A 20,206-nucleotide genomic window follows, 5' to 3' on the forward strand; every position below is an offset into this window, starting at 1 on the left:
TCATCGTGGCGGCGCCAGGTTTCCGTAGGGGGTGCGCCAGGTAACAGAGTGGCGACATGGACACGTCACATCAAGAGGTGTGCGGGTCCTGATGGAGCGCCAGATTCCGCCCGCGTTCGGGAGTTGGGGAGTTCGGGAGTCCGGGGGTTTGAGAGCCGGGGGGTTCGAAAGCTCGGGAGTTCGGGAGTCGAGGGTGGAGTGGGGTGTGAATGCGGGTGGGGGTGCGGATGCCGGTGGGGCGCGGGGCCCGTGGTCCGTCCCGGAAACGCCTCGCGCGCGGCCGGGAGACTCCGGTCGCGCGCGAGGGGGGAAGTGGTGGGGCGTCTACGGCAGTACGGTCAGGGTGATCGAGCCGTCCTCCGCGCGTTCCACCCGCAGGTGGGTCAGGTCGGCGACGTGCACGTCCGGCGCGAAGGCCGCCGCGCGCGGGCCCACGCCCACGACCCGCATGCCGGCCGCCCGGCCCGCCTGGATGCCCGCCTCGGAGTCCTCGAAGACCACGCAGTCCGCCGGCTCGAAGCCCAGTGCCGCCGCGCCCTTGAGGAAGCCTTCGGGGTCCGGCTTGCTGGCGCCGACGCTCTCGGCGGTGACCCGGACCTCCGGCACGGGGAGCGCCGCCGCGCCCATCCGGGCCTGGGCGAGGGCCTCGTCCGCCGAGGTCACCAGGGCGTGCGGGAGGTCCGCGAGCGCGGCCAGGAAGGCGGGGGCGCCGGGGACGGGCACGACTCCGTCGAGGTCGGCGGTCTCCTCGGCCAGCATCACCCGGTTGTCGGCGTGGTTCTCCGCCATCGGGCGGTCCGGGAGGAGGACGGCCATCGTCGCGAACCCCTGGCGGCCGTGCACCACCTTGAGCACCTCGTCCGGGTCGAGCCTGTGCCGGTCCGCCCAGCGGCGCCAGCAGCGCTCGACGACGGTGTCCGAGTTGACGAGGGTGCCGTCCATGTCGAGGAGGAGGGCGCGGGCGGTGAGCGTTGCCGGGGTGCTGGCAGGCATCGGGTCTCCAGAGGGGGTGGCGCGGAGAACGAAGCGGTTCCGCCCACCGGTCAGGGAGTGCGGGCGGAACCACTTTGTTCTTTCACGATACAAAACCGGGAGCCGTCTGGCCAACCAGTCCGCTTACTGGGACCTCGCGGACCGCCGCCGCAGGCCCCGCCGCCCGTCGCGCCGCCCCTAGAGCCAGGTGCTCCGCTCCAGGGCCTCGCGGGTGTGGGGGCCGTACACGCCCTTCGGGTCCCCCTTGATGTACATCCAGGACTGGTAGTTCTTCACCGCGCGCCAGACCTCCTGGTCGTACTCCCCGTCCACCTCCCCGTGGTACGCCCCCGCCAGGGTCAGCCGAGCCTGGAGTTCGATCACCTCCTCGCCCGTCGAGCCGAGGCTCAGCGTGACCGCCGCCTCCTCGGTCGGCCGCGCGGACGGCGTGGCCGTCGTCGGTGCCGCGGTCGTCGGAGCCGTGGAGGGGGTGGCGGCCGGAGGGGCCACCGGGCTCGTCGAGGCGCTCGGGCTCGCGGCGGTGCGGCTCGGTGAGGGGGTGGGGGACGGGGACGCGGACGTCCGCTGCGGGGTCGGGGAGGACGTGGTCGGCTCGGGGGTCTCCGAGGAAGGGGACGGCGCCTCCGACACGGCGACGTTCAGGGACGCGCTCGTGGTGACCTCCGGGACGGCCGCCCGGTCGTCGGTCTCGTCCGCGCCGCCGAGGACGGCCGCCGCCAGGGCCGCGGTGCCCGCCACGGCGACGGCGGCCACCGCCGCGACCGTCATGCCGCGCCTGCGGCCCCGGCCCCGCGCCTGCTCCCGGTCGCGCGCGGGCGGTACGTCGCCGACGCCGCGCAGCAACAGCGGCATCGTCTCGGAGGGGTCGCCCGTGGCGCCGGGGTGACCCTCCTCGGGGTACGCCCCAGGCCCGGTGGGGTACGCCTCCGGTCCGACGGGGTACGCCTCCGGCCTGGCGGGGTGCGCCTCCGGCCCCGCGGGGCGCACCGTCGGCATCGGTGCCGTGAGGTCGCTCTCCGGCCGGATCGCCGTCAGCTGGGTGGTCGGCGGGTCCTCCGTCGAGTACGGCGATGCCGCCGAGTGCGCCGGGTCCGTCGGGTGGGCCGATGCCCCCGAGTGTGCCGGGTCCGTCGGGTGGGCCGATGCGGCCGAGTGCGCCGATTCAGCGGATTCCGCCGAGTGCGCCGGTCCTGTCGGGTGTGCCGGTTCCGCCGAGTACGCCGGCAGATGCGCGGTCGGCTGCCCGTCCGGCCCCGTCGCGCCCGCCCCGGTCCCGTGCTGCCCGTACGGCCCGTACGCCCCGCCCGGTTCCTCGGCCGCGTCCAAGGTCACGTACGGCCTGATCCGGAGCGGATCGAAGTCCTCGGCGGCTGCCGTCTCCGCAGCCGTTCCCGCCGCCCGGGCGCAGGCGCAGCCAGGTCTGTGTACACCGCATTCAGGACAGACGTGTCCGGTCATGATGGGTCCCCTCCCCGATACAACTGCGAGCGATTATGCAGCCCGCCCCTGTACGCCGGGCGAACGACCGTGCCCTTCCGCAGGCCATAACCGGACATTCGGACCAGGATGGAGGGGCTGCTCAGGGAGCGCTCAGGGAGACGGAGACCCCATGGCCCAGGACACAAGCCCGTCCCAGCTCGGCGACGCCCCCGCGCCCGGGGAGGGGCAGAGTCACCGCACCGTCCTCGTCGCGATCGGCGCGCTGCTGCTCGGGATGCTGCTCGCCGCACTCGACCAGACCATCGTCTCCACCGCCCTGCCGACCATCGTCAGCGAGCTCGGCGGCATGGAGCACCTCTCCTGGGTGGTCACCGCCTACATGCTGGCGTCCACGGCCGGGACGCCCCTCTGGGGCAAGCTCGGCGACCAGTACGGGCGCAAGAAGCTCTTCCAGGGCGCCATCGTCATCTTCCTCGTCGGCTCCGCCCTCTGCGGCATCGCCCAGAACATGCCGCAGCTCATCGCCTTCCGCGCGCTCCAGGGCCTCGGCGGCGGCGGCCTCATGGTCCTGTCGATGGCGATCGTCGGCGACCTCGTCTCCCCCCGGGAACGCGGCAAGTACCAAGGCCTCTTCGGCGCCGTCTTCGGCGCCACCAGCGTCCTCGGCCCGCTGCTCGGCGGGCTCTTCACCGAGCACCTCTCCTGGCGCTGGGTGTTCTACATCAACCTGCCCATCGGCGTCGTCGCGCTCTTCGTGATCGCCGCCGTGCTGCACATCCCGGTGCGCTCCACCCGGCACACCATCGACTACCTGGGCACCTTCCTCATCGCCTCGGTCGCCACCTGTCTGGTCCTGGTGGCCTCCCTCGGCGGCACCACCTGGGCGTGGGGATCGGCACAGATCATCGGCCTCGCCGTCCTCGGAGCCGTGCTCCTCGTCTGGTTCCTGTACGTCGAGCGGCGGGCCGCCGAACCCGTGCTGCCGCTCAAGCTGTTCCGGATCCGGACCTTCAGCCTCGTCTCGGTCATCAGCTTCGTCGTCGGCTTCGCCATGTTCGGCGCGATGACCTACCTGCCGACCTTCCTCCAGGTGGTCCAGGGCGTCACCCCGACCATGTCCGGCGTCCACATGCTGCCCATGGTCCTCGGCATGCTGATCACCTCGACCGCCTCCGGGCAGATCGTCTCGCGCACCGGCCGCTGGAAGGTCTTCCCCATCGCCGGCACCGCCCTCACCTGCCTCGGCCTGCTCCTCCTCCACCGGCTCACGGAGACCAGCTCGACCTGGACGATGAGCGTCTGCTTCTTCGTCTTCGGCGCCGGACTCGGCCTCGTCATGCAGGTCCTCGTCCTGGTCGTGCAGAACGCCGTCTCATACGAGGACCTCGGCGTCGCCACCTCCGGCGCCACCTTCTTCCGCTCCATCGGCGCCTCGTTCGGCGTCGCCGTCTTCGGCACGATCTTCACCAACCGGCTCACCGGCAAACTCGCCGACGTGTTCGCGAGCGTCCCCGCCCGGGAACTCCCGCCCGGCACCGGCCCCGGCCAGGTGGCCGCCGACCCGCGCGCCGTCGACCGGCTCCCGACCGAGCTCCGGCCGGCCGTCCTGCACGCGTACGCCACGTCCATCACGGACGTCTTCCTGTACGCGGCGCCCGTCGTCCTCGTCGCCTTCGTCATCTCCTGGTTCCTGAAGGAGGACAAGCTGCGCGCCTCCGTCACCGCGCCCGACACCAGCCAGACCCTGGCCTCCAACCCGGTCGAGCGGTCCTCGTACGAGGAGTGCGCCCGCGCCCTGTCCGTCCTCGGCTCCCGGGAGGGCCGCAAGGCGATCTACGTGAAGATCACCGAGCGCGCCGGGCTCGACCTGCTGCCCGCCGCGAGCTGGCTGCTGCTGCGCATCCGACGCCACGGGACCGTCGAACCCGCCCGGCTCGCCGAGGTCACCCCCGTGCCGCTGCGGGTGGTCACGGAGGCGTCCCGGCAGGTGGAGGAGCGGCGGCTCGTGGCCCGGGAGGGCGTCCAGCTGGTCCTCACCGAGGACGGCGTACGGGCGGCGACGGTCCTGGCCGAGGCCCGGGAGGATTCGCTCGCCGAGCTCCTCGGCGACTGGTGGGGGCCCGACCGGCCGACCGACCTCGTGCAGCTGGTGGAGGAGCTGACGGCCGAGCTGTGCGGCTCGGACGGGGAACGCCCCCACCGGCCCGAACCGCCCCGGGACCACCGGTCCTGAACCCGCGGAGCACGGGAGCGGTCCGAGCCCGGGGGCACGGGCCGTCCGCGCCCGGGACGTCCGGGACGCTCGGGACACCCGGGGCACCCGGGACGCGTGGGGGTTCAGAGTTCCTTGCCGTACCAGATGTCCATGTACGGCCCCGTGCAGTACGCGGGGATCTCCGCGTACCCGTGCCGCGCGTACAGGGCCCGTGCCTCGACCAGGTCGAGGCGCGTGTTGAGGACCATCCGGCGCGCGCCGAGGTCGCGCGCCTCCTCCTCCAGCCTCCGCAGCAGGGCGCCGGCGCCGCCCGCGCCACGGAATCCGTGCCGCAGGAAGACCCGGGTCAGCTCGGCGCGCTCGCCGTCCAGCATCAGGACCCCGCCGCAGCCGGCCGGCTTCCCCTCGAACCGCGCGACCAGGAACTGCCCGGTCGGCGGGGCGAGCAGCTCGACCCCGTCGTTCGCCAGGCCCTCGTCTATCTCGGCCTCGGTCGCGGGCCGTTGCCAGTAACGGCCGGCCACGTCGCCGTAGTAGTCGCGCCGGAGGGCGGTCGCGTCCGGGGTGTCGACGCGCTCGGGAGAGAAGGTCCAGGTCATGCGGGTCATTGTGCGACCCGCACGACCGGCCCCGCCGCCGAATTACTCCGGCTCGATCGGGCTCGATCCGGCTCGGTTCGGCTTGATCCGGCTTGCTCGGCTTACTTCGGCGACGCCTGCTGGACGACCTCGAACGACCACAGGGTCGAGCCGGAGGCGGCGGGCTTCGGCCGCTCGCCGCCCTCGCCGCCGCCCTGGTGGGCGGACTTCATGGGACCGTTCATCCAGTTCTGGAAGTCCTCCTCGCTGCGCCAGCGGGTGTACACCAGGTACTGGTCGGTGCCCTCCACCGGGCGCAGCAGCTCGAACCACTCGAAGCCGTCGGACCCCTCCACGGCCCCGGCCCGGGAGGCGAAACGCCGCTCCAGCACCTCGCGCTGCTCGGCCGGCACGGACAGGACGTTGATCTTCACGATGCTCATGAAGGGCAGGATATGACCCACGGCTCCGGTGTCCCCGCGGTGGACGGGGTCGCGTCCGGCCTATCCGACCACGCGGGCCAGGAGCAGGCCGTCGTAGCCCTTCGTGCCGACCGTCTGGAGGGCCGTCGCGTCGAGGCGGGGTTCGCGGGCGATCAGGTCGAACATCTCGCGCGTGCCCGTGATGGCGGGGTCGTCCGGGTCCGGGGTGGCGACCTTGCCGTTCCGCACCACGTTGTCGACGATGATCACCGTGCCGGGGCGTGAGAGCTTCAGGGCCCAGGCCACGTAGTGCGGGTTGTTGACCTTGTCGGCGTCGATGAAGACGAGGTCGAAGGGGCCCGCTCCCTCCGCCTCCAGCCGCGGCAGGCTGTCCAGGGCCGCGCCCGTGCGGACCTCGACGATCTTGTCGAGGCCGGCGCGGGCGATGTTGGCGCGGGCGACGTCCGCGTGGGCCGGGTCGTACTCCAGGGTGATCAGCCTGCCGTCGGCGGGCAGCGCGCGGGCCAGCCAGATCGTGCTGTAGCCGCCGAGGGTGCCGATCTCCAGGACGTTCCGCGCGCCCTGCGTCGCGGCGAGCAGATGGAGCAGCTTGCCCTGGTTGGGGGCGACGGCGATCTCCGGGAGGCCCGCCGCCGCGGAGTCGGCGAGCGCGGCCGTGAGCGCCTCGTCGGCGGGGGCGATCGTCTCGGTGATGTACTGGTCGACCGCGGTCCACCGGTCTTCCTGAGAGTTCGTCATGCGGGCGAACGTACACCCGCGGCCTTGCGGGAGCGGCGCCTTGACCCCCGTACGGCGAACAGCGCCGCGAGCAGCAGACCGCCGCCGACCGTCAGGAGCCAGACGGGGACGCCGCCGCCCACGGTCAGCAGCCGGTCGGTGTACTCGACTTCGCGGTACGGCGTGTCGGCGACGGTCCGCAGGTGGTGGTCGTCGTCGATCCGCTCGGGGTGGGGGAAGCGCTGTTCCAGGACCGTCAGACGGACGGGTGCGTCGCCCGCGAGGTCCGCCACCGCTCCCTCGGGCTGCTCGATCCGGCCGGCGAAGGTGACCTCGGGGCGGTCGCCGCCGATGGGGGAGCGGGGCTCCATCCGGTGCTCGGCGAGGATGCGCAGACCGAGGGTCTGGGGCGTGCGGGCGAGGCGGGAGAGCCGCATGGGGTAGACGAGTTCGGGGGACGGGAAGGCGATCCGCAGCGGGGTCAGTTCGCCGTGGAGCATCGCGCCCTGCTCCTGCGGGGCCAGGCGGACGGCGACGTACTCCCACTTCCGCTCGACGTACGGCCGGAGCGCGCCGGTGAGCCGCTCGGGCAGCTCGAAGCCGTTGGCGCGCAGCCAGTCGCCGAGGGCTTCGGGGTCGGTGGCGGTGAGCCGGGCCACGTCGAAGGGGCCGAGGCGTTCGCGTCCGACGACACCGACGCCGGAGCCCGCGCCGGGCGGGGCGGCGGCGGCTCCGTCGCCGTAGCCGCCGTCGAAAGGCCAGTCGCCCTCGCGCGGCCAGAAGTAGTGGCGGTCGCGCTGCTCGGGCTCGGCGAGCCGGTCGAGTTCGTCGAAGAGCGCGGGGTCGCCGAGACGGACGTCGGCGCGGCCCGGCACCGGCATGATCCAGGCCGCCCGCCGGGCGTTCCCGTGGACGTCGAAGCGCATGACGACGGTCTCGGTGCGCCCGTCCCAGCGGACGGCCGACTCCTCCCGGTCGACGCCGATGCGCTCGGCCTTGTCCGGGATCATGGCGCCGCAGCCGCAGGCGTACGCCGGTGCGACGAGCGAGCCGAGCTGGAGCGCGAGCAGCGCGACGATGGTGGTCAGGATTCTGCTGTGTGTCCCCCGCATGGGAGGTCAGACGCGGTCGGTGGGATTCCGGTTCCGTGCGGACACGCCGTGCGCGGACACGCCGTGCGCGGACACGCCGTGTCGAGGTGCGGACATGGCATGTCGAGGCGCGGTCACGCCATGTCGAGGTGCTGCCGTGTCATGCCGGGGCGCGACCGTGTCATGCCGAGGCGCGGACGCGGAGTTCCTTCACGCCGTTCAGCCAGGCGGCCCGCAGCCGGCGCGGTTCGCCGGCGAGGGTGAGGTCGGGCAGGGCGTCGGCGATCGCGTTGAAGATCAGCTCGATCTCCTTGATCGCGAGGGACTTGCCGAGGCAGAAGTGGGGCCCGCCGCCGCCGAAACCGAGGTGGGGGTTGGGGTCGCGGGTGATGTCGAAGCGTTCGGGGTCGGTGAAGACCTCGGGGTCGTTGTTGGCGGAGGAGTAGAAGAGGCCGACCCGGTCGCCCTCGCGGATCTTCTGTCCGCCGAGTTCGGTGTCCTGGGTCGCGGTCCGCTGGAAGGAGACGACGGGGGTCGCCCAGCGCACGATCTCCTCGGCGGCGGTCGCGGGCCGCTCGCGCTTGAAGAGCTCCCACTGGTCGGGGTGGGTGAGGAAGGCGTGCATGCCGTGGCTGATGGCGTTGCGGGTGGTCTCGTTCCCGGCGACGGCGAGCAGCAGCACGAAGAAGCCGAACTCGTCGGAGGAGAGGTTGCCCTGGCCCTCGGCGGCGACGAGCTGCGACACGATGTCCTGGGCGGGGCACGCCTTGCGGGCGGCGGCCATGTTCATCGAGTAGCCGATGAGTTCCATGGCGGCCTCGGCGCCGATCTCCTCGGTGATGGCGTATTCCGGGTCGTCGTACGCGACCATCTTGTTCGACCAGTCGAAGATCCGGGAACGGTCCTCCTGGGGGACACCGATGAGTTCGGCGATGGCCTGGAGGGGGAGTTCGACGGCGACCCGGGTGACGAAGTCGAAGGTGCCGTCGGCGTCCGCGCCGCGCCGCGCCTCGTCGACGATGGCGTGGGCGCGGTCGCGCAGGGCGGTCTCCAGGTTCCGGATCGCGCGGGGGGTGAAGCCGCGCTGGACGATCTGGCGGACCCGGGTGTGCTCGGGCGGGTCCATGTTGAGCATGATCAGCTTCTGGACCTCGATCTGGTCCCGGGTGATGTGCTCGTTGAAGCGGATGACGGCGGTGTTCTCGTTCGAGGAGAACAGCTCGGGGTGGGTGGAGACGTACTTGACGTCCGCGTGGCGCGTGACCGCCCAGTACCCGCCGTCCGCGAAGCCGGTGACGCCGGCCGGCTGGGGGCACCACCACACGGGTGCGGTCTGCCGCAGCCGGGCGAACTCCGGGAAGGGGACGCGGTCGCGGAGCAGATCGGGGTCGGTGGCGTCGAACCCGACGGGGAGCCCTGCGGGGAGCCCCTGGGGGATCCCTTCGGGGATGTGGGGGCAGGCCATCGGCAACACTCTCCATATCTGATGGACCATCAGAAGTTGCCGGGAAAGTTAGTAACGAGTTCTACAAGTAGCAAGGGGCGGGGCGGGAACTGTTGCGTCCCGGACCCTTGCGTACCGGCGGTAGCAGTCATAAGACTGCAGTCAGAACTAGAACGCGTACTAGTTCCCCGTGACGCCGACCGGACAGGGTGCCGGGACACCCCGTCCGGTCGAGGAGAGGACGAGCCCATGGCCGCGGAACCCGTCGTCGTCGAAGCCGTACGCACCCCCATCGGCAAGCGCGGAGGCGCGCTCGCCAACCTCCACCCCGCCTACCTCCTGGGCGAGACCTACCGCGAACTCCTCGGCCGCACCGGCATCCCCGCCGACTGCGTCGAACAGATCGTCGGCGGCACGGTCACCCACGCCGGCGAGCAGTCCATGAACCCGGCGCGCACCGCCTGGCTCACCATGGGCCTCCCCTACGAGACGGCCGCCACCACCGTCGACTGCCAGTGCGGCTCCTCGCAGCAGGCCGGTCACATGGTCGCCAACATGGTCGCGGCCGGCGTCATCGACATCGGGATCTCCTGCGGCGTCGAGGCCATGTCCCGCGTCCCGCTCGGCTCCGGTTCCAAGCACGGGCCGGGCAAACCGTTCCCCGACGAATGGAACGTCGACCTCCCCAACCAGTTCGAGGCCGCCGAGCGCATCGCCCGTCGCCGCGGACTCACCCGCGAGCGCGTCGACTCCCTCGGCCTGCTCTCCCAGGAGCGGGCCGCGACCGCCTGGGCCGAGGAGCGCTTCAAGCGTGAGACCTTCGCCGTCCAGGTCCCCACCACGGAGGCCGAACAGGCCGCCGGGCAGGGCATGTGGCGGCTCGTCGACCGCGACGAGGGCCTGCGCGACACCACCATGGAGGGCCTGGCCCGCCTCAAGCCCGTCATGCCCACCGCGATCCACACCGCCGGGAACTCCTCCCAGATCTCCGACGGCGCCTCCGCCGTCATGTGGGCCTCCAAGCGCATGGCCCGCGCCCTCAAGCTCCGCCCGCGCGCCCGGATCGTCGCCCAGGCCCTCGTCGGCGCCGACCCGCACTACCACCTCGACGGGCCGATCGACGCGACGCGGGCGGTGCTGGGGAAGGCCGGGATGTCGCTCAAGGACATCGACCTCGTCGAGATCAACGAGGCCTTCGCCTCGGTCGTACTGAGCTGGGCGCAGGTCTTCGACCAGGACCTGGAGAAGGTCAACGTCAACGGCGGCGCCATCGCCCTCGGCCACCCCGTCGGCGCCACCGGGGCCCGGCTCGTCGCCACCGCCCTGCACGAGCTGGAACGCGCCGACAAGGAGTTCGCGCTCATCACCATGTGCGCGGGCGGGGCGCTCGCGACCGGGACGATCATCCAGCGCCTCTGACGGGACCCCGCGCGGAGAACGCCGCAGGCCCCGCCCCTCCGTGAGGAGGGCGGGGCCTTGCGGGTGCGCGGTGCGGCAGGTGCGGCAGGGACCGCTCTTAGTACCAGCCGTTGGCCTGCCAGAACGCCCAGGCGGCGTTCGGGGAGCCGTAGCGCTCGTTCATGTAGTTGAGGCCCCACTTGATCTGGGTGGCCGCGTTGGTCTTCCAGTCGGCACCGGCCGAGGCCATCTTCGTGCCCGGCAGGGCCTGGACCAGGCCGTAGGCGCCGCTGGACGAGTTGGTGGCGCTGGGGTTCCAGCCGGACTCGTGCTCGACGATCTTGCTGAACGAGGCGTACTGCGAGGCGGGGACGATCTGACGAGCGAGCTCCTGCGGGCTGGCGGCCGAAGCCGAGCCCGTCGTGCCCAGCACCGCACCCGACGCACCCAGCAGCACGGCTGCGGAAACGGCGATCTTCTTGTTGCGGGCAGAGACACGAGTGGTGAGCGAGCGGATCAAGGTATCGACCTAACGTCGGGAACAAGGGACGTGCCGGGCGTTTTCGGCATGCCGGAACCAGAGCCCGGGAGACCCGGGAGCTGGGGGGGAACCGGCCGGCCGGGGCGCTGCGACGAGCACCGGCTGCCTGGCGACGTCCACCAGAGAAGCAGGGCCGGAACGACCGGGCAAGGACCCCCTGTACGAGGGAGGTTCGGACCCGGGGGCCCGCGACGGACAGGCGGGCGGGTGGTGTTTCCGCAGGTCATGGCCGAGTGTGGGGCGGTTTGGCCCGGTCTGTCGGCCTACTATTCCGGCTCGTACGTGACGTAGGTCCTGTGGGGCGCCTCACCCGGAGAGGGCTCTTCCGGGGCCCCGAATGTGACCTGGGCCTCGAAGTTCGCCCGCCGCGTGGCCCGCCGCAGCGCCCTCAGAAGCGTCCCGCCGACCGTGAGGGTCAGGACGACGGTGAGAGCGGCCCGGCCGAGGTCCCAGCCGAGGGAGGTGGCGAGGACGTAGGCGAGGAAGCGGACCAGGTTCTCGTGCAGCGGCGCGCCCGGCTGGAAGGAGATCCCGCTGCTCAGGCCCTGGAGCAGGACCCAGCCCTGCAGGTTCATGACCGTGCCGTACGCGAACGCCGCCAGGAATCCGTACGCGGACAGCATCAGCAGCTCGCCCCGGCCCCGCAGCCGGTCCGGCCCCGGCAGCAGACCCGAGCCCATCGTGAACCAGCCCATCGACAGCATCTGGAACGGCATCCAGGGGCCCACCCCGCCCGTGAGCAGCGCCGACGCGAACATCGTCACCGCCCCCAGGACGAAACCGAAGCCCGGCCCGAGGACCCGGCCGCTCAGGACCATCAGGAAGAACATCGGCTCCAGACCGGCCGTCCCCGCCCCCAGGGGCCGCAGGGCCGCGCCGACGGCGGCCAGCACCCCCAGCATCGCCACCGCCTTCGCGTCCATCCCGCAGTCCGCGATCGTCGCCACCACCACCGCGACGAGCAGCGGCAGCAGCGCCGCGAACAGCCACGGCGCGTCCCCGGCGTGCGAGGTCACGGCGGAGCCGGCGTCCGCGAAGAGCGGCCAGCAGAACGCCAGGACCCCGACGAGGGAGACGAGGACCAGCGCCGCGACCGAGCGGGGACCCAGGCGGACCGGGCGGGACGTCCTCACAGCGCCGCCTCCACCTGCTCGACCGTGAGCCACGGCTGCGGCGCCAGGATCTTCGCCACCTGCGGCGAGAACGCCGGCGAGGACACGACGACCTCGGCCGTCGGGCCGTCCGCGACCACCTCGCCGTCCGCGACGATCACCACGCGGTGCGCCAGCTCGGCGGCCAGCTCCACGTCGTGCGTCGCCAGCACGATCGCGTGCCCCTCCGCCGCGAGCGACCGCAGCCGGGCCACCAGCCGGGCCTTGGCCGCGTAGTCCAGGCCGCGCGTCGGCTCGTCCAGCAGGAGCAGCGGCGGGCGGCCGGTCAGGACCACGGCCAGCGCGAGCGCCAGCCGCTGGCCCTCGGACAGGTCGCGGGGGTGCGTGTCGTCCGCCACTCCCGGCAGCAGCTCCTCCACCAGCGCCCGGCAGGTCCCGGGCGTCGCGTCCGCGTCCGCGTCGGCCGCCGCGCACTCGGCGGCGACGGTGTCCGCGTACAGCAGGTCCCGCGGCTCCTGCGGAACCAGGCCGACCCGGCGGATCAGCTCGCGGGGATCGGTGGCGTGCGGGGCGCGGCCCGCGACCCGGACGGTGCCGCTCGTCGGCTCGATCATGCCCACGAGCGTGGAGAGCAGGGTGGACTTGCCGGCGCCGTTCCGGCCCATGAGCGCGACGGTCTCGCCTGCGGTGACCTGGAGGTCGATGCGGCGGAGGGCTTCGACGCGGCCGCGGCGCACGGCCAGGGCCGTGACGGTCACGAGGGGGTCGGTGGGGGCGGGCGCGGGGTGGGTGCGGCGCCGTCGGAACAGGGAGAAGCCCCCACCCCGTCCCTCCCCGTAACCGGAGGTTCCGCCCCCGGACCCCCGCGCCTCAAACGCCGGCGGGGCCGGAAGACCAGCCCGTCCGGCGTTCGAGGAAGCGGCCGGAGGCCGTACGGGGTCCGGGGCCGAGCCCCGGTCTCGGGAAGGGGCGGGGTGGGGGAGGAGCCCCGCGGGGTCCCCCTCCGTCAGCCGCCCCGCCAGCCTCGTCTTCAACGGCGCGGCCCTCCGTCGCGCGTCTCTCACCGTCAGCGGCAGCGGATCCCATCCCGCCAGGCGGCCCAGGGCGACGACAGGCGGATGCACGGGCGACACGGCCATCATCTCCGCCGGCGGGCCCATCACGCCCTCCGGCAGCAGCAGCACCTGGTCCGCGTACTGCACCACCCGCTCCAGGCGGTGCTCGGCGAGGAGGACCGTCGTGCCCAGGTCGTGGACCAGGCGCTGGAGGACCGCGAGGACGTCCTCCGCCGCCGACGGGTCGAGCGCGGAGGTCGGCTCGTCGAGGACGAGGACCTTGGGGTGCGGGGTCAGGACGGAGCCGATCGCGACGCGCTGGCGCTGGCCGCCGGAGAGCGTGGCGATCGGGCGGTCGCGCAGCGCGGCGAGGCCCAGGAGGTCGAGGGTCTCCTCCACGCGGCGGCGCATCACGCCGGGCGCCAGGCCCAGCGACTCCATTCCGTACGCGAGCTCGTCCTCGACCGTGTCGGTGACGAAGTGCGCGGACGGGTCCTGCCCCACCGTGCCCACCAGGTCGGCGAGCTCGCGCGGCGGATGCGTGCGGGTGTCGCGGCCGTCGACCGTCACCCGCCCGGTCAGGGTGCCGCCCGTGAAGTGGGGGACCAGGCCCGAGACCGCGCCCAGGAGGGTCGACTTGCCGACGCCCGAGGGGCCGACGAGGAGCACCAGCTCGCCCTCGGGGACGGTGAGGTCCACGTTCCGCAGGGTCGGCCCGGTGTCCTCCCCGTACCTCACCGAGACGTTCTCGAACCGGATCACGTGTTCTTCTCCTTCGGCGAGGGTACGGGCGCCACGAACGCCGGGACCAGGCCCACCAGGACCGACACCGCCGGCCACAGCGGCAGCTCCGGCGCCTCCAGGGGGACGACCCCCGGGTGCAGCGCCTCGGGCGCGTACGCGTTCGCCCGGATCATCAGGACCGCGACCGCCGCCCCGGAGCCCGCGACCAGCCAGGCCCGCGGGCCCCAGCGGTCGGGCCGGTAGCGCGTACGGACGGTCCGGCGGCCGCCGAGCCGGAGCCCGGCCGCCGCGGCGAGGAGCCCGGCGACCAGCAGCGGCAGCCCGTACCCCGCGCCCTCCGCCGCGAGCAGCCCGTACGAGCCGGCGCACACGCCGAGGAGCCCGCCCAGGGTCAGGACGTTCGTGGTGCGCCGTACCGCGGCAGGCACCCGGGCCGTGCGTCCGTAGCCGCGCGCGTCCATCGAGGCCGCCACCGCGATGGACCGTTCCAGCGCCCCCTCCAGGACCGGCAGGCCGATCTGGAGCACCGCCCGCACCCCGCCCGTGGGCCGGCCCCGCAGCCGCCGGGCGGTCCGCAGCCGGGCCACGTCGGCGACCATGTTCGGCGCGAAGGTCATCGCCACGACGACGGCGACCCCGGCCTCGTACAGCGCCCCCGGCAGCGACTTCAGCAGCCGCGCCGGGTTGGCGAGGGCGTTCGCGGCGCCCACGCAGATCAGCAGGGTCGCCAGCTTGGCGCCGTCGTACAGCGCGAACACCAGCTGCTCGGCCGTCACCCGGCCCCCGATCCGCACCCCCTGGGCCCAGTCGGGCAGCGGCACCTCGGGCAGCGTGAACAGCGGGTGCGTGCCGGGCACGGGCGAGCCCAGCAGCAGCGAGAACACCACCCGCAGGGCCACGACGAACAGGCCGAGCTTCACGAACGCGCCGTACGAGCGGGCCCAGGGCGCGTCCGTGCGCCGGGCCGCGACGACGTACCCGGCGACCCCGACGAGCAGCCCGAGCAGCAGCGGGTTCGTGGTCCGGGAGGCGGCGACGGCCAGGCCGAGCGCCCACAGCCACCACGCGCCCGCGTGCAGGGCGTTGGCCCGGCTCGCCTCGGGGGCCGTGAGCACGGAGGCCGCGGACGCCCGGAGGCCGCGCGGGACACGACGGGCCGCACTCATGCGCGCCGGCGGGCCTTCCAGATCGCCGCCCCGCCGAGGGCCAGGACGGCCGCCCCGCCGGCGAGCACACCGAAGGACGGGCCGCCGCCCGAACCCTCCGCGGCGGCCGGGGAGGCGGAGCCGGCCGGGGCCGGGGACTTCTCCGCGACCTGCTCGCCGCAGCCGTGCGCCGGGTAGCCCGCGATCCCGCACAGCATGGCCGAGCCGTCGTACCGCAGCGGCTTCGCCACCGCGGCCAGCGCCTCCGCGCCCGTCGCGTCCTCGCGGACCTCCGCGCAGCCGACCTCGACCGGCTTCTTCGGCGGGGCCTCCCCGGGCGGCGCGTCCGCGGGGCCGCCGAAGTCGACGACGACCGCGATCCGCTTGGTGCCGTCCTTCTTCGCCACGCCCCCGCAGATCCCCGGGAAGTCGGGGGCGACGGAGGGCAGGGAGGTGTCGTCCGTGCCGTTGCTGACCGCGAAGCGGAAGCCGAGGGCGTCGCCGTCGGCGGGCCGGGCGGTCGCCGGGCCCTGCGTGGCGTACGCCCACGGCTTCCCGCCGTCGCTCTCCCAGAACGACCAGTAGCGGTAACCGGCCGCCTGCGCCGGGGCCGCCGCGACCGAGACCAGGGCGAGCAGCGCCCCGGCGGCGGCGCCCGCGACCCGTATCGGCATCCGTGCGGTCACGGTCCGTGCGGCCCCTGTTCTTGCGGCCCCTGTTCCTGCGGTCGCCGTCCTCGCGGTCACTTCTTGCGGCCGCTCACGAGGAAGCCGACGCCGACGCCGACGAGCGTGCCGATGCCGATGATCCACCAGAGGTCGAAGCCGGACTCGTCGTTGCTGGTGGAGGCCGCGGAGGTGTCCGGCGTCTTGGGTGCCGGGCCGGTGGCGTTCAGCTGCTCGACCAGGTCCGCCGTACCGAACTCGCGCGGGTCGGTGTCCGTCGCGCGGGCCGCCAGGATCAGCTGCGCGTACGCGGCCGGGCCGCCCTCCTTCGCCCAGGCGGCGGAGTTCTTCTCCAGCCACGCCAGCGCCGGCCCGGCCTCCTTCACGGCGCCGGACGCGGCGAGCGCGACGACGGCGTCGGCGGTGTTGCCGATGTCGGGCTGCCCGGTGGTGTCGGTGGCGCCCGGCATCGGCGGCAGGGTGAGGTGGCCGGTCTTCGCGAGCGCCTTCGACAGGTAGGAGGCGCCGTTCAGCGCGGCCCGCTCGACGGTCGGCTTCGGCAGGTCGGTGCAGGTCGGCGGCTGCTCGGGGGAGGCCTTGGTGGCGACGACGCTCTTGCCGAGCCCGGCGAGGGTGGCCGCCGCGGTGGCGTCGGCGTTGGCGAGGAGCCTGCCGGTCTTGTCCGGCTGGTACGCGAACGCCCCGGCGCCGTCCTTGTCCGAGCAGGGCAGGGCGAAGGCGAGGAGCGCGTCGTACGGGGTGCGGCCCTCGGCGGAGGTGAACGAAGTGGGACGCACGCCGATCGCGGCGAGCGCGCCGACGACCACCGAGGTGGAGTTGGCGTCGCTCGCGCCGCCGGCGCCGTAGCCCCAGCCGCCGTCCTTGTTCTGCACGCTCCGCAGCCAGTCGGAGCCGGCCTTGACGGCCTTGTCGATCGCCTCAGGGGCGGCGGCCTGGCGGCGCACGGCCCGGAGCGCCTGCACGGCGACGGCGGTGGCGTTGGTGTCCCGCATCGTCTTCGCGTCGCAGGGCTTCGACACGTCCGCGCGGTACGAGGCGAACGAGCCGTCGGCGCACTGCTGGCCCAGGAGCCAGTCCACGGCCCGGTCGGCGGGCTGGTAGCCGGTGCCGCGCTGGGCGAGGAAGGCGAGCGACTGACGCCAGACACCGTCGTACGTCGGGTCCTTCGTGCCGTACAGGCCGGACGGGAGCGTGCCCGTGGACGGCGACGGCGAGGGCGCGGCGGAGGCCGCCCCGGCTGTTCCGGTGCCGAGCACGACTGCGGCGGCGGCGAGCGCGGCGGCGCCGCGGCGGACGGTGTTCATGGGGGCCTCTCCTGCGGCCGGGCACCGGCACGCCTCGGGGGCACCAGGCTCCGGCTCCGTGTTCCTCGACGGTGCCGGCGGTCACGTCCCGGGCGGGGCACTCCGGCTTCGCCGCGTGCTGGAGGCGGCTCACGGTTGCAAGGTCAGCACCGGATCTCCACCGGCTTTCCCCCGTACGGGCATGATGACGACGGGCCCACTCTACCGACCCGTAGGAACGCCTCCCCGGGGTGGGAGGCACCTCACGGACCAGCGTCCGGACAGGCCCCGGACGGGCTTCGCGGGCACGCTGCCGAGGGGCCGGTCGCTGTGCCATGCTGACGCCGCCGCCCACGCGCGCGTGGCCGGCGAGGACAGGACGACGGCGTCTTCACGGGGGTGCGGAATGCGGGCGTTGACCGAGAGCGACCCGCGGAGGGTCGGTCCCTACCGGATCCTCTACCGGCTGGGCGAGGGCGGCATGGGCCGCGTCTACCTGGGCCGCTCACGGGGCGGCCGGACGGTCGCGCTCAAGGTGGTGCACGGAGCCCTCGCCGGCGACCCGGGCTTCCGGACGCGCTTCGCCCGCGAGGTGCGGGCCGCCCAGTCGTTACGCGGTGCCGGCACGGTCCCGGTCCTCGACGCCGACCCGGACGCGGAGGTGCCCTGGCTGGCCACCGCGTACGTGCCGGGCCCCGCGCTCTCCGACGCGGTCCTGGCGCACGGACCGCTCCCCGAACCGGCCCTCTGGCGGCTGCTCTCCGGCCTCGCGCACGCCCTCGACGGCGTGCACCGGGCGGGGCTCGTGCACCGGGACGTCAAACCGTCCAACGTGCTGCTCTCGCCGTCCGGCCCCCTGCTCATCGACTTCGGCATCGCGCGCTCCGCCGACGAGACGGCCCTGACGGGCACGGGGCTGGTCGTCGGCTCACCCGGTTTCATGTCGCCGGAGCAGGCGGAGGGGCGGACGGTCGGTCCCGCCGCGGACCTCTTCTCGCTCGGCGCGGTGCTGGCGTTCGCGGCGACCGGCCGCGGACCCTTCGGCGGCGGCTCGGTGGCGGAACTGCTCTACCGGCTCGTCCACCACGAGCCCGACCTCGCCGGGGTCGAGGGGCCGTTCGCGGAGCTCGTACGGGGCTGCCTGGCCAAGCGGCCGGACGACCGCCCGGCGGTGGCCGAACTCGCCGCGGCCGCGGACGCCCACCGGGAGGAGTCGGGGAGCTGGCTGCCGGCCCCGGTGGTCGCGGCGATCGCGCAGAAGGCGGAGGAACTGCTCAACGCGGAGGCGGAGTTCGAACCGGAACCGGAGCGAGGGCCTGGGCCGGGGCGGGGATCGGAGTCGGGGCCGGGGCCGGGGCGGGGATCGGAGTCGGGGCGGGAGCCGGGGCCTGGGCCGGGGCGGGGAACGGAGCCGGGGCCGGAACCCGCTCCTCCGGCAGCCGGCACCGGCACCGGTACGAGCACGCCCACCGCCGTCACCACGGTCCTCCCGCAGTCGGCCCCGCCACCCCCGACCGCCGTCCTGCCCACCCCCGGGCCCGCCCGCGCGCCCGTCCGGGGGCCGGCCGCCGTGCCGCGGGCGCGGGCCTCCTCGACGGGGGTGCCGTCCGCGCGGGCGCGTGCCGTGCGGGTGCTGACCGCGGGGCTGGGACGGCCGCTCCTCGGCCTGTTCTACCTGGTGCCGATGGCCGCCTTCCTCGTGGGCGGGGTCGACCTGCTGAGCCGGGCGGCGGAGTACCCCTCGCTCTCCGACCAGGCGCAAGGCCCCTACCAGTGGGCGATGAACGACTGGTGGCGCGTCCCCGCGACGCTGCTCCTGGTCGCCGCCATGGCCGGCCTCCAGAGCTACCGGGGACGGCTGCTCACGGTCCGGCCCGGCCGGGTCAGGCTGTGGTCGGCCGGGGTCGCCCTGTACTGGATCGCGCTGATCGCCGTACTGACCCTGCACCTCCTCTGGTTCCTGTTCGTCGAGAACGGCTACGACTCCTACGACCACGGCGGGGAGCACTGGCTGTGGTGGGTGGCCATCCCGGTGATGCTGCTCGGCGGCGGCATCTCCCCGCTGGTCCTGGTCATGGCCCTCGTCCGCCTCTTCAAGGCCTGAGGGCGGGGTCTCGCACCGCGACGTACGCGACGGGGTCCGTGCCCGCCACCGGCTCCGCACGCCCGAGCTTCACCAGGCGGCGGACATGGGCCTCGGCCTCGCTGACGGCGATGTTGCGGGAGCCGTGGGGGATCTGCTCCCAGGGGCGGTTCCACTCCATGCGCTCGGCGAGCTGCCAGGGCGTGAGCGGGGTCGCGAGGAGGGCGAGGAGGCCGGTGAGGCGTTCCTCGTGGTGGCCGAGGAGTTCGCGGACCCGGCCGGCGGCGTCCGCGAAGGCGTGCTGGTGGGCGGGGAGGACCTCGGCGACGCCGAGCCGGCCGATCCGTTCGAGAGAGTCGAGGTAGTCGCCGAGGGGGTCGGTCGTCTCGGTGGCGTCGTCGGGGTCCTCGTACAGGCCGATGTGCGGGGAGATCCCGGGCAGCAGGTGGTCGCCGGAGAAGAGCCGGCCGTGGCCGGGCAGCCGGGAGGGATGCTCCTCCTCCAGGTGCAGGCAGACGTGCCCGGGGGTGTGGCCGGGCGTCCAGATCGCGCGCAGCCGCCGCCCGGCCAGGTCGAGGAGCTCGCCGGGGACGATCTCGCGGTCGGGGAGGGCCGAGCGGAGGCCGGGCAGGGTCCGTGTCCGGCCGGAGGCGCGGGCGGCCCGCAGCGGGGCGATGTGCTCCTCGGGGGCGCCGACGGCGGTGAGTTTGCGGGCGAGGTAGTCGAGCCAGGTGCCGGGTTCGGACGCGCGGGTGCGGCGGACGACGGCCGTGTCGGCGGCGTGCATGGCGATCCAGGCCCCGGACTCCTCGCGGACCCGGCCGGAGAGGCCGTGGTGGTCGGGGTGGTGATGGGTGATGACGACCCCGTGGACCTCCCGTACGGACAGGCCCAGGGCGGTGAGCCCGTCGGTGAGTTCGGTCCAGGAGGCCGGGTCGTCCCAGCCGGTGTCGACGAGGACCGGGCCGCGGCCGGTGTCGAGGACGTGGACCAGGGTGTGGCCCAGCGGATTGTCCGGGATGGGCACCCGCAGGGACCAGACGCCTCCGCCGTGCTCGGTCACCTGGGTCATGAGCGTCCTCGTCTCTGCTTACCGGTACGACCATTGCCCACCATAACTAGAACTGACTGTTCGTCAGAAGGGCCTGATGTGATCGGGCTTCAGTCCGCCTGTGACCTGCGTTCCGGCCGTCGTGGTTGGCTGTTGTTGGTTGATGCCGGCCCCCCTCGCACGGCCC

17 protein-coding genes are annotated in these 20,206 nt (G+C 73.8%); 3 read left to right on the plus strand and 14 right to left on the minus strand.

The window, feature by feature from the left end:
- Positions 1-324 precede the first annotated feature (324 nt).
- Complete coding sequence (locus ACIGW4_RS22860) at positions 325-993, minus strand: HAD-IA family hydrolase (RefSeq protein ID WP_399582549.1); 669 nt, start codon at positions 991-993, stop codon at positions 325-327.
- A gap of 177 nt (positions 994-1,170) precedes the next feature.
- Entirely contained in the window at positions 1,171-2,325 is a 1,155-nt protein-coding gene (locus tag ACIGW4_RS22865) for a peptidoglycan-binding protein (RefSeq protein ID WP_399582550.1), read from the minus strand.
- 277 nt (positions 2,326-2,602) lie between these two features.
- Here ACIGW4_RS22865 and ACIGW4_RS22870 point away from each other — a divergent pair, with 277 nt between their 5' ends.
- Complete coding sequence (locus tag ACIGW4_RS22870) at positions 2,603-4,666, plus strand: DHA2 family efflux MFS transporter permease subunit (protein ID WP_399582551.1); 2,064 nt, start codon at positions 2,603-2,605, stop codon at positions 4,664-4,666.
- A 104-nt stretch (positions 4,667-4,770) separates the two neighbouring features.
- On the opposite strand, the gene ACIGW4_RS22875 is transcribed toward ACIGW4_RS22870, so the two are convergent.
- The 5 genes from ACIGW4_RS22875 to ACIGW4_RS22895 all read right to left on the minus strand — a co-directional run bounded on the left by ACIGW4_RS22875 (position 4,771) and on the right by ACIGW4_RS22895 (position 8,942).
- Positions 4,771-5,256 carry a GNAT family N-acetyltransferase gene (locus ACIGW4_RS22875; RefSeq protein WP_399582553.1) on the minus strand — a complete coding sequence of 162 codons (486 nt, stop codon included), beginning with the start codon at positions 5,254-5,256 and terminating at the stop codon, positions 4,771-4,773.
- 92 nt (positions 5,257-5,348) lie between these two features.
- Positions 5,349-5,669 carry an antibiotic biosynthesis monooxygenase gene (locus ACIGW4_RS22880; protein WP_123451852.1) on the minus strand — a complete coding sequence of 107 codons (321 nt, stop codon included), beginning with the start codon at positions 5,667-5,669 and terminating at the stop codon, positions 5,349-5,351.
- Positions 5,670-5,729: 60 nt separating this feature from the next.
- A complete protein-coding gene (locus ACIGW4_RS22885; RefSeq protein ID WP_123451851.1) occupies positions 5,730-6,407 on the minus strand; it encodes an O-methyltransferase in 678 nt (225 codons plus the stop codon).
- Complete coding sequence (locus ACIGW4_RS22890; RefSeq protein WP_399582555.1) at positions 6,404-7,498, minus strand: DUF2330 domain-containing protein; 1,095 nt, start codon at positions 7,496-7,498, stop codon at positions 6,404-6,406. The genes ACIGW4_RS22885 and ACIGW4_RS22890 overlap by 4 nt, the downstream gene beginning before the upstream one ends.
- A gap of 160 nt (positions 7,499-7,658) precedes the next feature.
- Entirely contained in the window at positions 7,659-8,942 is a 1,284-nt protein-coding gene (locus ACIGW4_RS22895) for a cytochrome P450 (protein ID WP_123451847.1), read from the minus strand.
- Between the two features lie 228 nt (positions 8,943-9,170).
- Here ACIGW4_RS22895 and ACIGW4_RS22900 point away from each other — a divergent pair, with 228 nt between their 5' ends.
- On the plus strand, positions 9,171-10,340 hold the full coding sequence (locus ACIGW4_RS22900) for a steroid 3-ketoacyl-CoA thiolase (protein WP_123451845.1): 1,170 nt from the start codon (positions 9,171-9,173) through the stop codon (positions 10,338-10,340).
- Positions 10,341-10,437: 97 nt separating this feature from the next.
- Here ACIGW4_RS22900 and ACIGW4_RS22905 read toward each other — a convergent pair whose 3' ends face one another.
- The 6 genes from ACIGW4_RS22905 to ACIGW4_RS22930 all read right to left on the minus strand — a co-directional run bounded on the left by ACIGW4_RS22905 (position 10,438) and on the right by ACIGW4_RS22930 (position 16,906).
- The gene (locus tag ACIGW4_RS22905; protein WP_123451843.1) at positions 10,438-10,839 is read right to left on the minus strand and encodes a transglycosylase SLT domain-containing protein; all 402 of its coding nucleotides are present in this window, start codon (positions 10,837-10,839) and stop codon (positions 10,438-10,440) included.
- 287 nt (positions 10,840-11,126) lie between these two features.
- Positions 11,127-11,993, minus strand: coding sequence for an ECF transporter S component (locus tag ACIGW4_RS22910; RefSeq protein ID WP_399582558.1), 867 nt, complete (start codon positions 11,991-11,993; stop codon positions 11,127-11,129).
- Positions 11,990-13,789, minus strand: a complete 1,800-nt coding sequence (locus ACIGW4_RS22915; protein ID WP_399582560.1) for an ABC transporter ATP-binding protein — start codon at positions 13,787-13,789, stop codon at positions 11,990-11,992. Before ACIGW4_RS22915 ends, ACIGW4_RS22910 begins: the two co-directional genes overlap by 4 nt.
- Positions 13,786-14,937, minus strand: a complete 1,152-nt coding sequence (locus tag ACIGW4_RS22920) for an energy-coupling factor transporter transmembrane protein EcfT (RefSeq protein WP_359589952.1) — start codon at positions 14,935-14,937, stop codon at positions 13,786-13,788. Before ACIGW4_RS22920 ends, ACIGW4_RS22915 begins: the two co-directional genes overlap by 4 nt.
- Positions 14,934-15,590 (minus strand): SCO2322 family protein, encoded by a 657-nt coding sequence (locus tag ACIGW4_RS22925; RefSeq protein ID WP_359589997.1) that lies wholly within the window; start codon positions 15,588-15,590, stop codon positions 14,934-14,936. The genes ACIGW4_RS22920 and ACIGW4_RS22925 overlap by 4 nt, the downstream gene beginning before the upstream one ends.
- Positions 15,591-15,658: 68 nt before the next feature.
- Positions 15,659-16,906 (minus strand): prenyltransferase/squalene oxidase repeat-containing protein, encoded by a 1,248-nt coding sequence (locus tag ACIGW4_RS22930; protein ID WP_359589953.1) that lies wholly within the window; start codon positions 16,904-16,906, stop codon positions 15,659-15,661.
- A 385-nt stretch (positions 16,907-17,291) separates the two neighbouring features.
- Between ACIGW4_RS22930 and ACIGW4_RS22935 the strand changes: the two genes are divergently transcribed.
- The gene (locus tag ACIGW4_RS22935) at positions 17,292-18,989 is read left to right on the plus strand and encodes a serine/threonine-protein kinase (RefSeq protein WP_399582563.1); all 1,698 of its coding nucleotides are present in this window, start codon (positions 17,292-17,294) and stop codon (positions 18,987-18,989) included.
- Here ACIGW4_RS22935 and ACIGW4_RS22940 read toward each other — a convergent pair.
- Positions 18,979-20,040 (minus strand): MBL fold metallo-hydrolase, encoded by a 1,062-nt coding sequence (locus tag ACIGW4_RS22940; RefSeq protein ID WP_398710807.1) that lies wholly within the window; start codon positions 20,038-20,040, stop codon positions 18,979-18,981. The two genes, ACIGW4_RS22935 and ACIGW4_RS22940, sit on opposite strands and share 11 nt — an antisense overlap.
- Positions 20,041-20,206 lie beyond the last annotated feature (166 nt).

The sequence above is a fragment of the Streptomyces sp. NPDC053513 genome, from assembly GCF_044544765.1.
GTDB classification, from domain to species: Bacteria; Actinomycetota; Actinomycetes; order Streptomycetales; family Streptomycetaceae; genus Streptomyces; species Streptomyces litmocidini.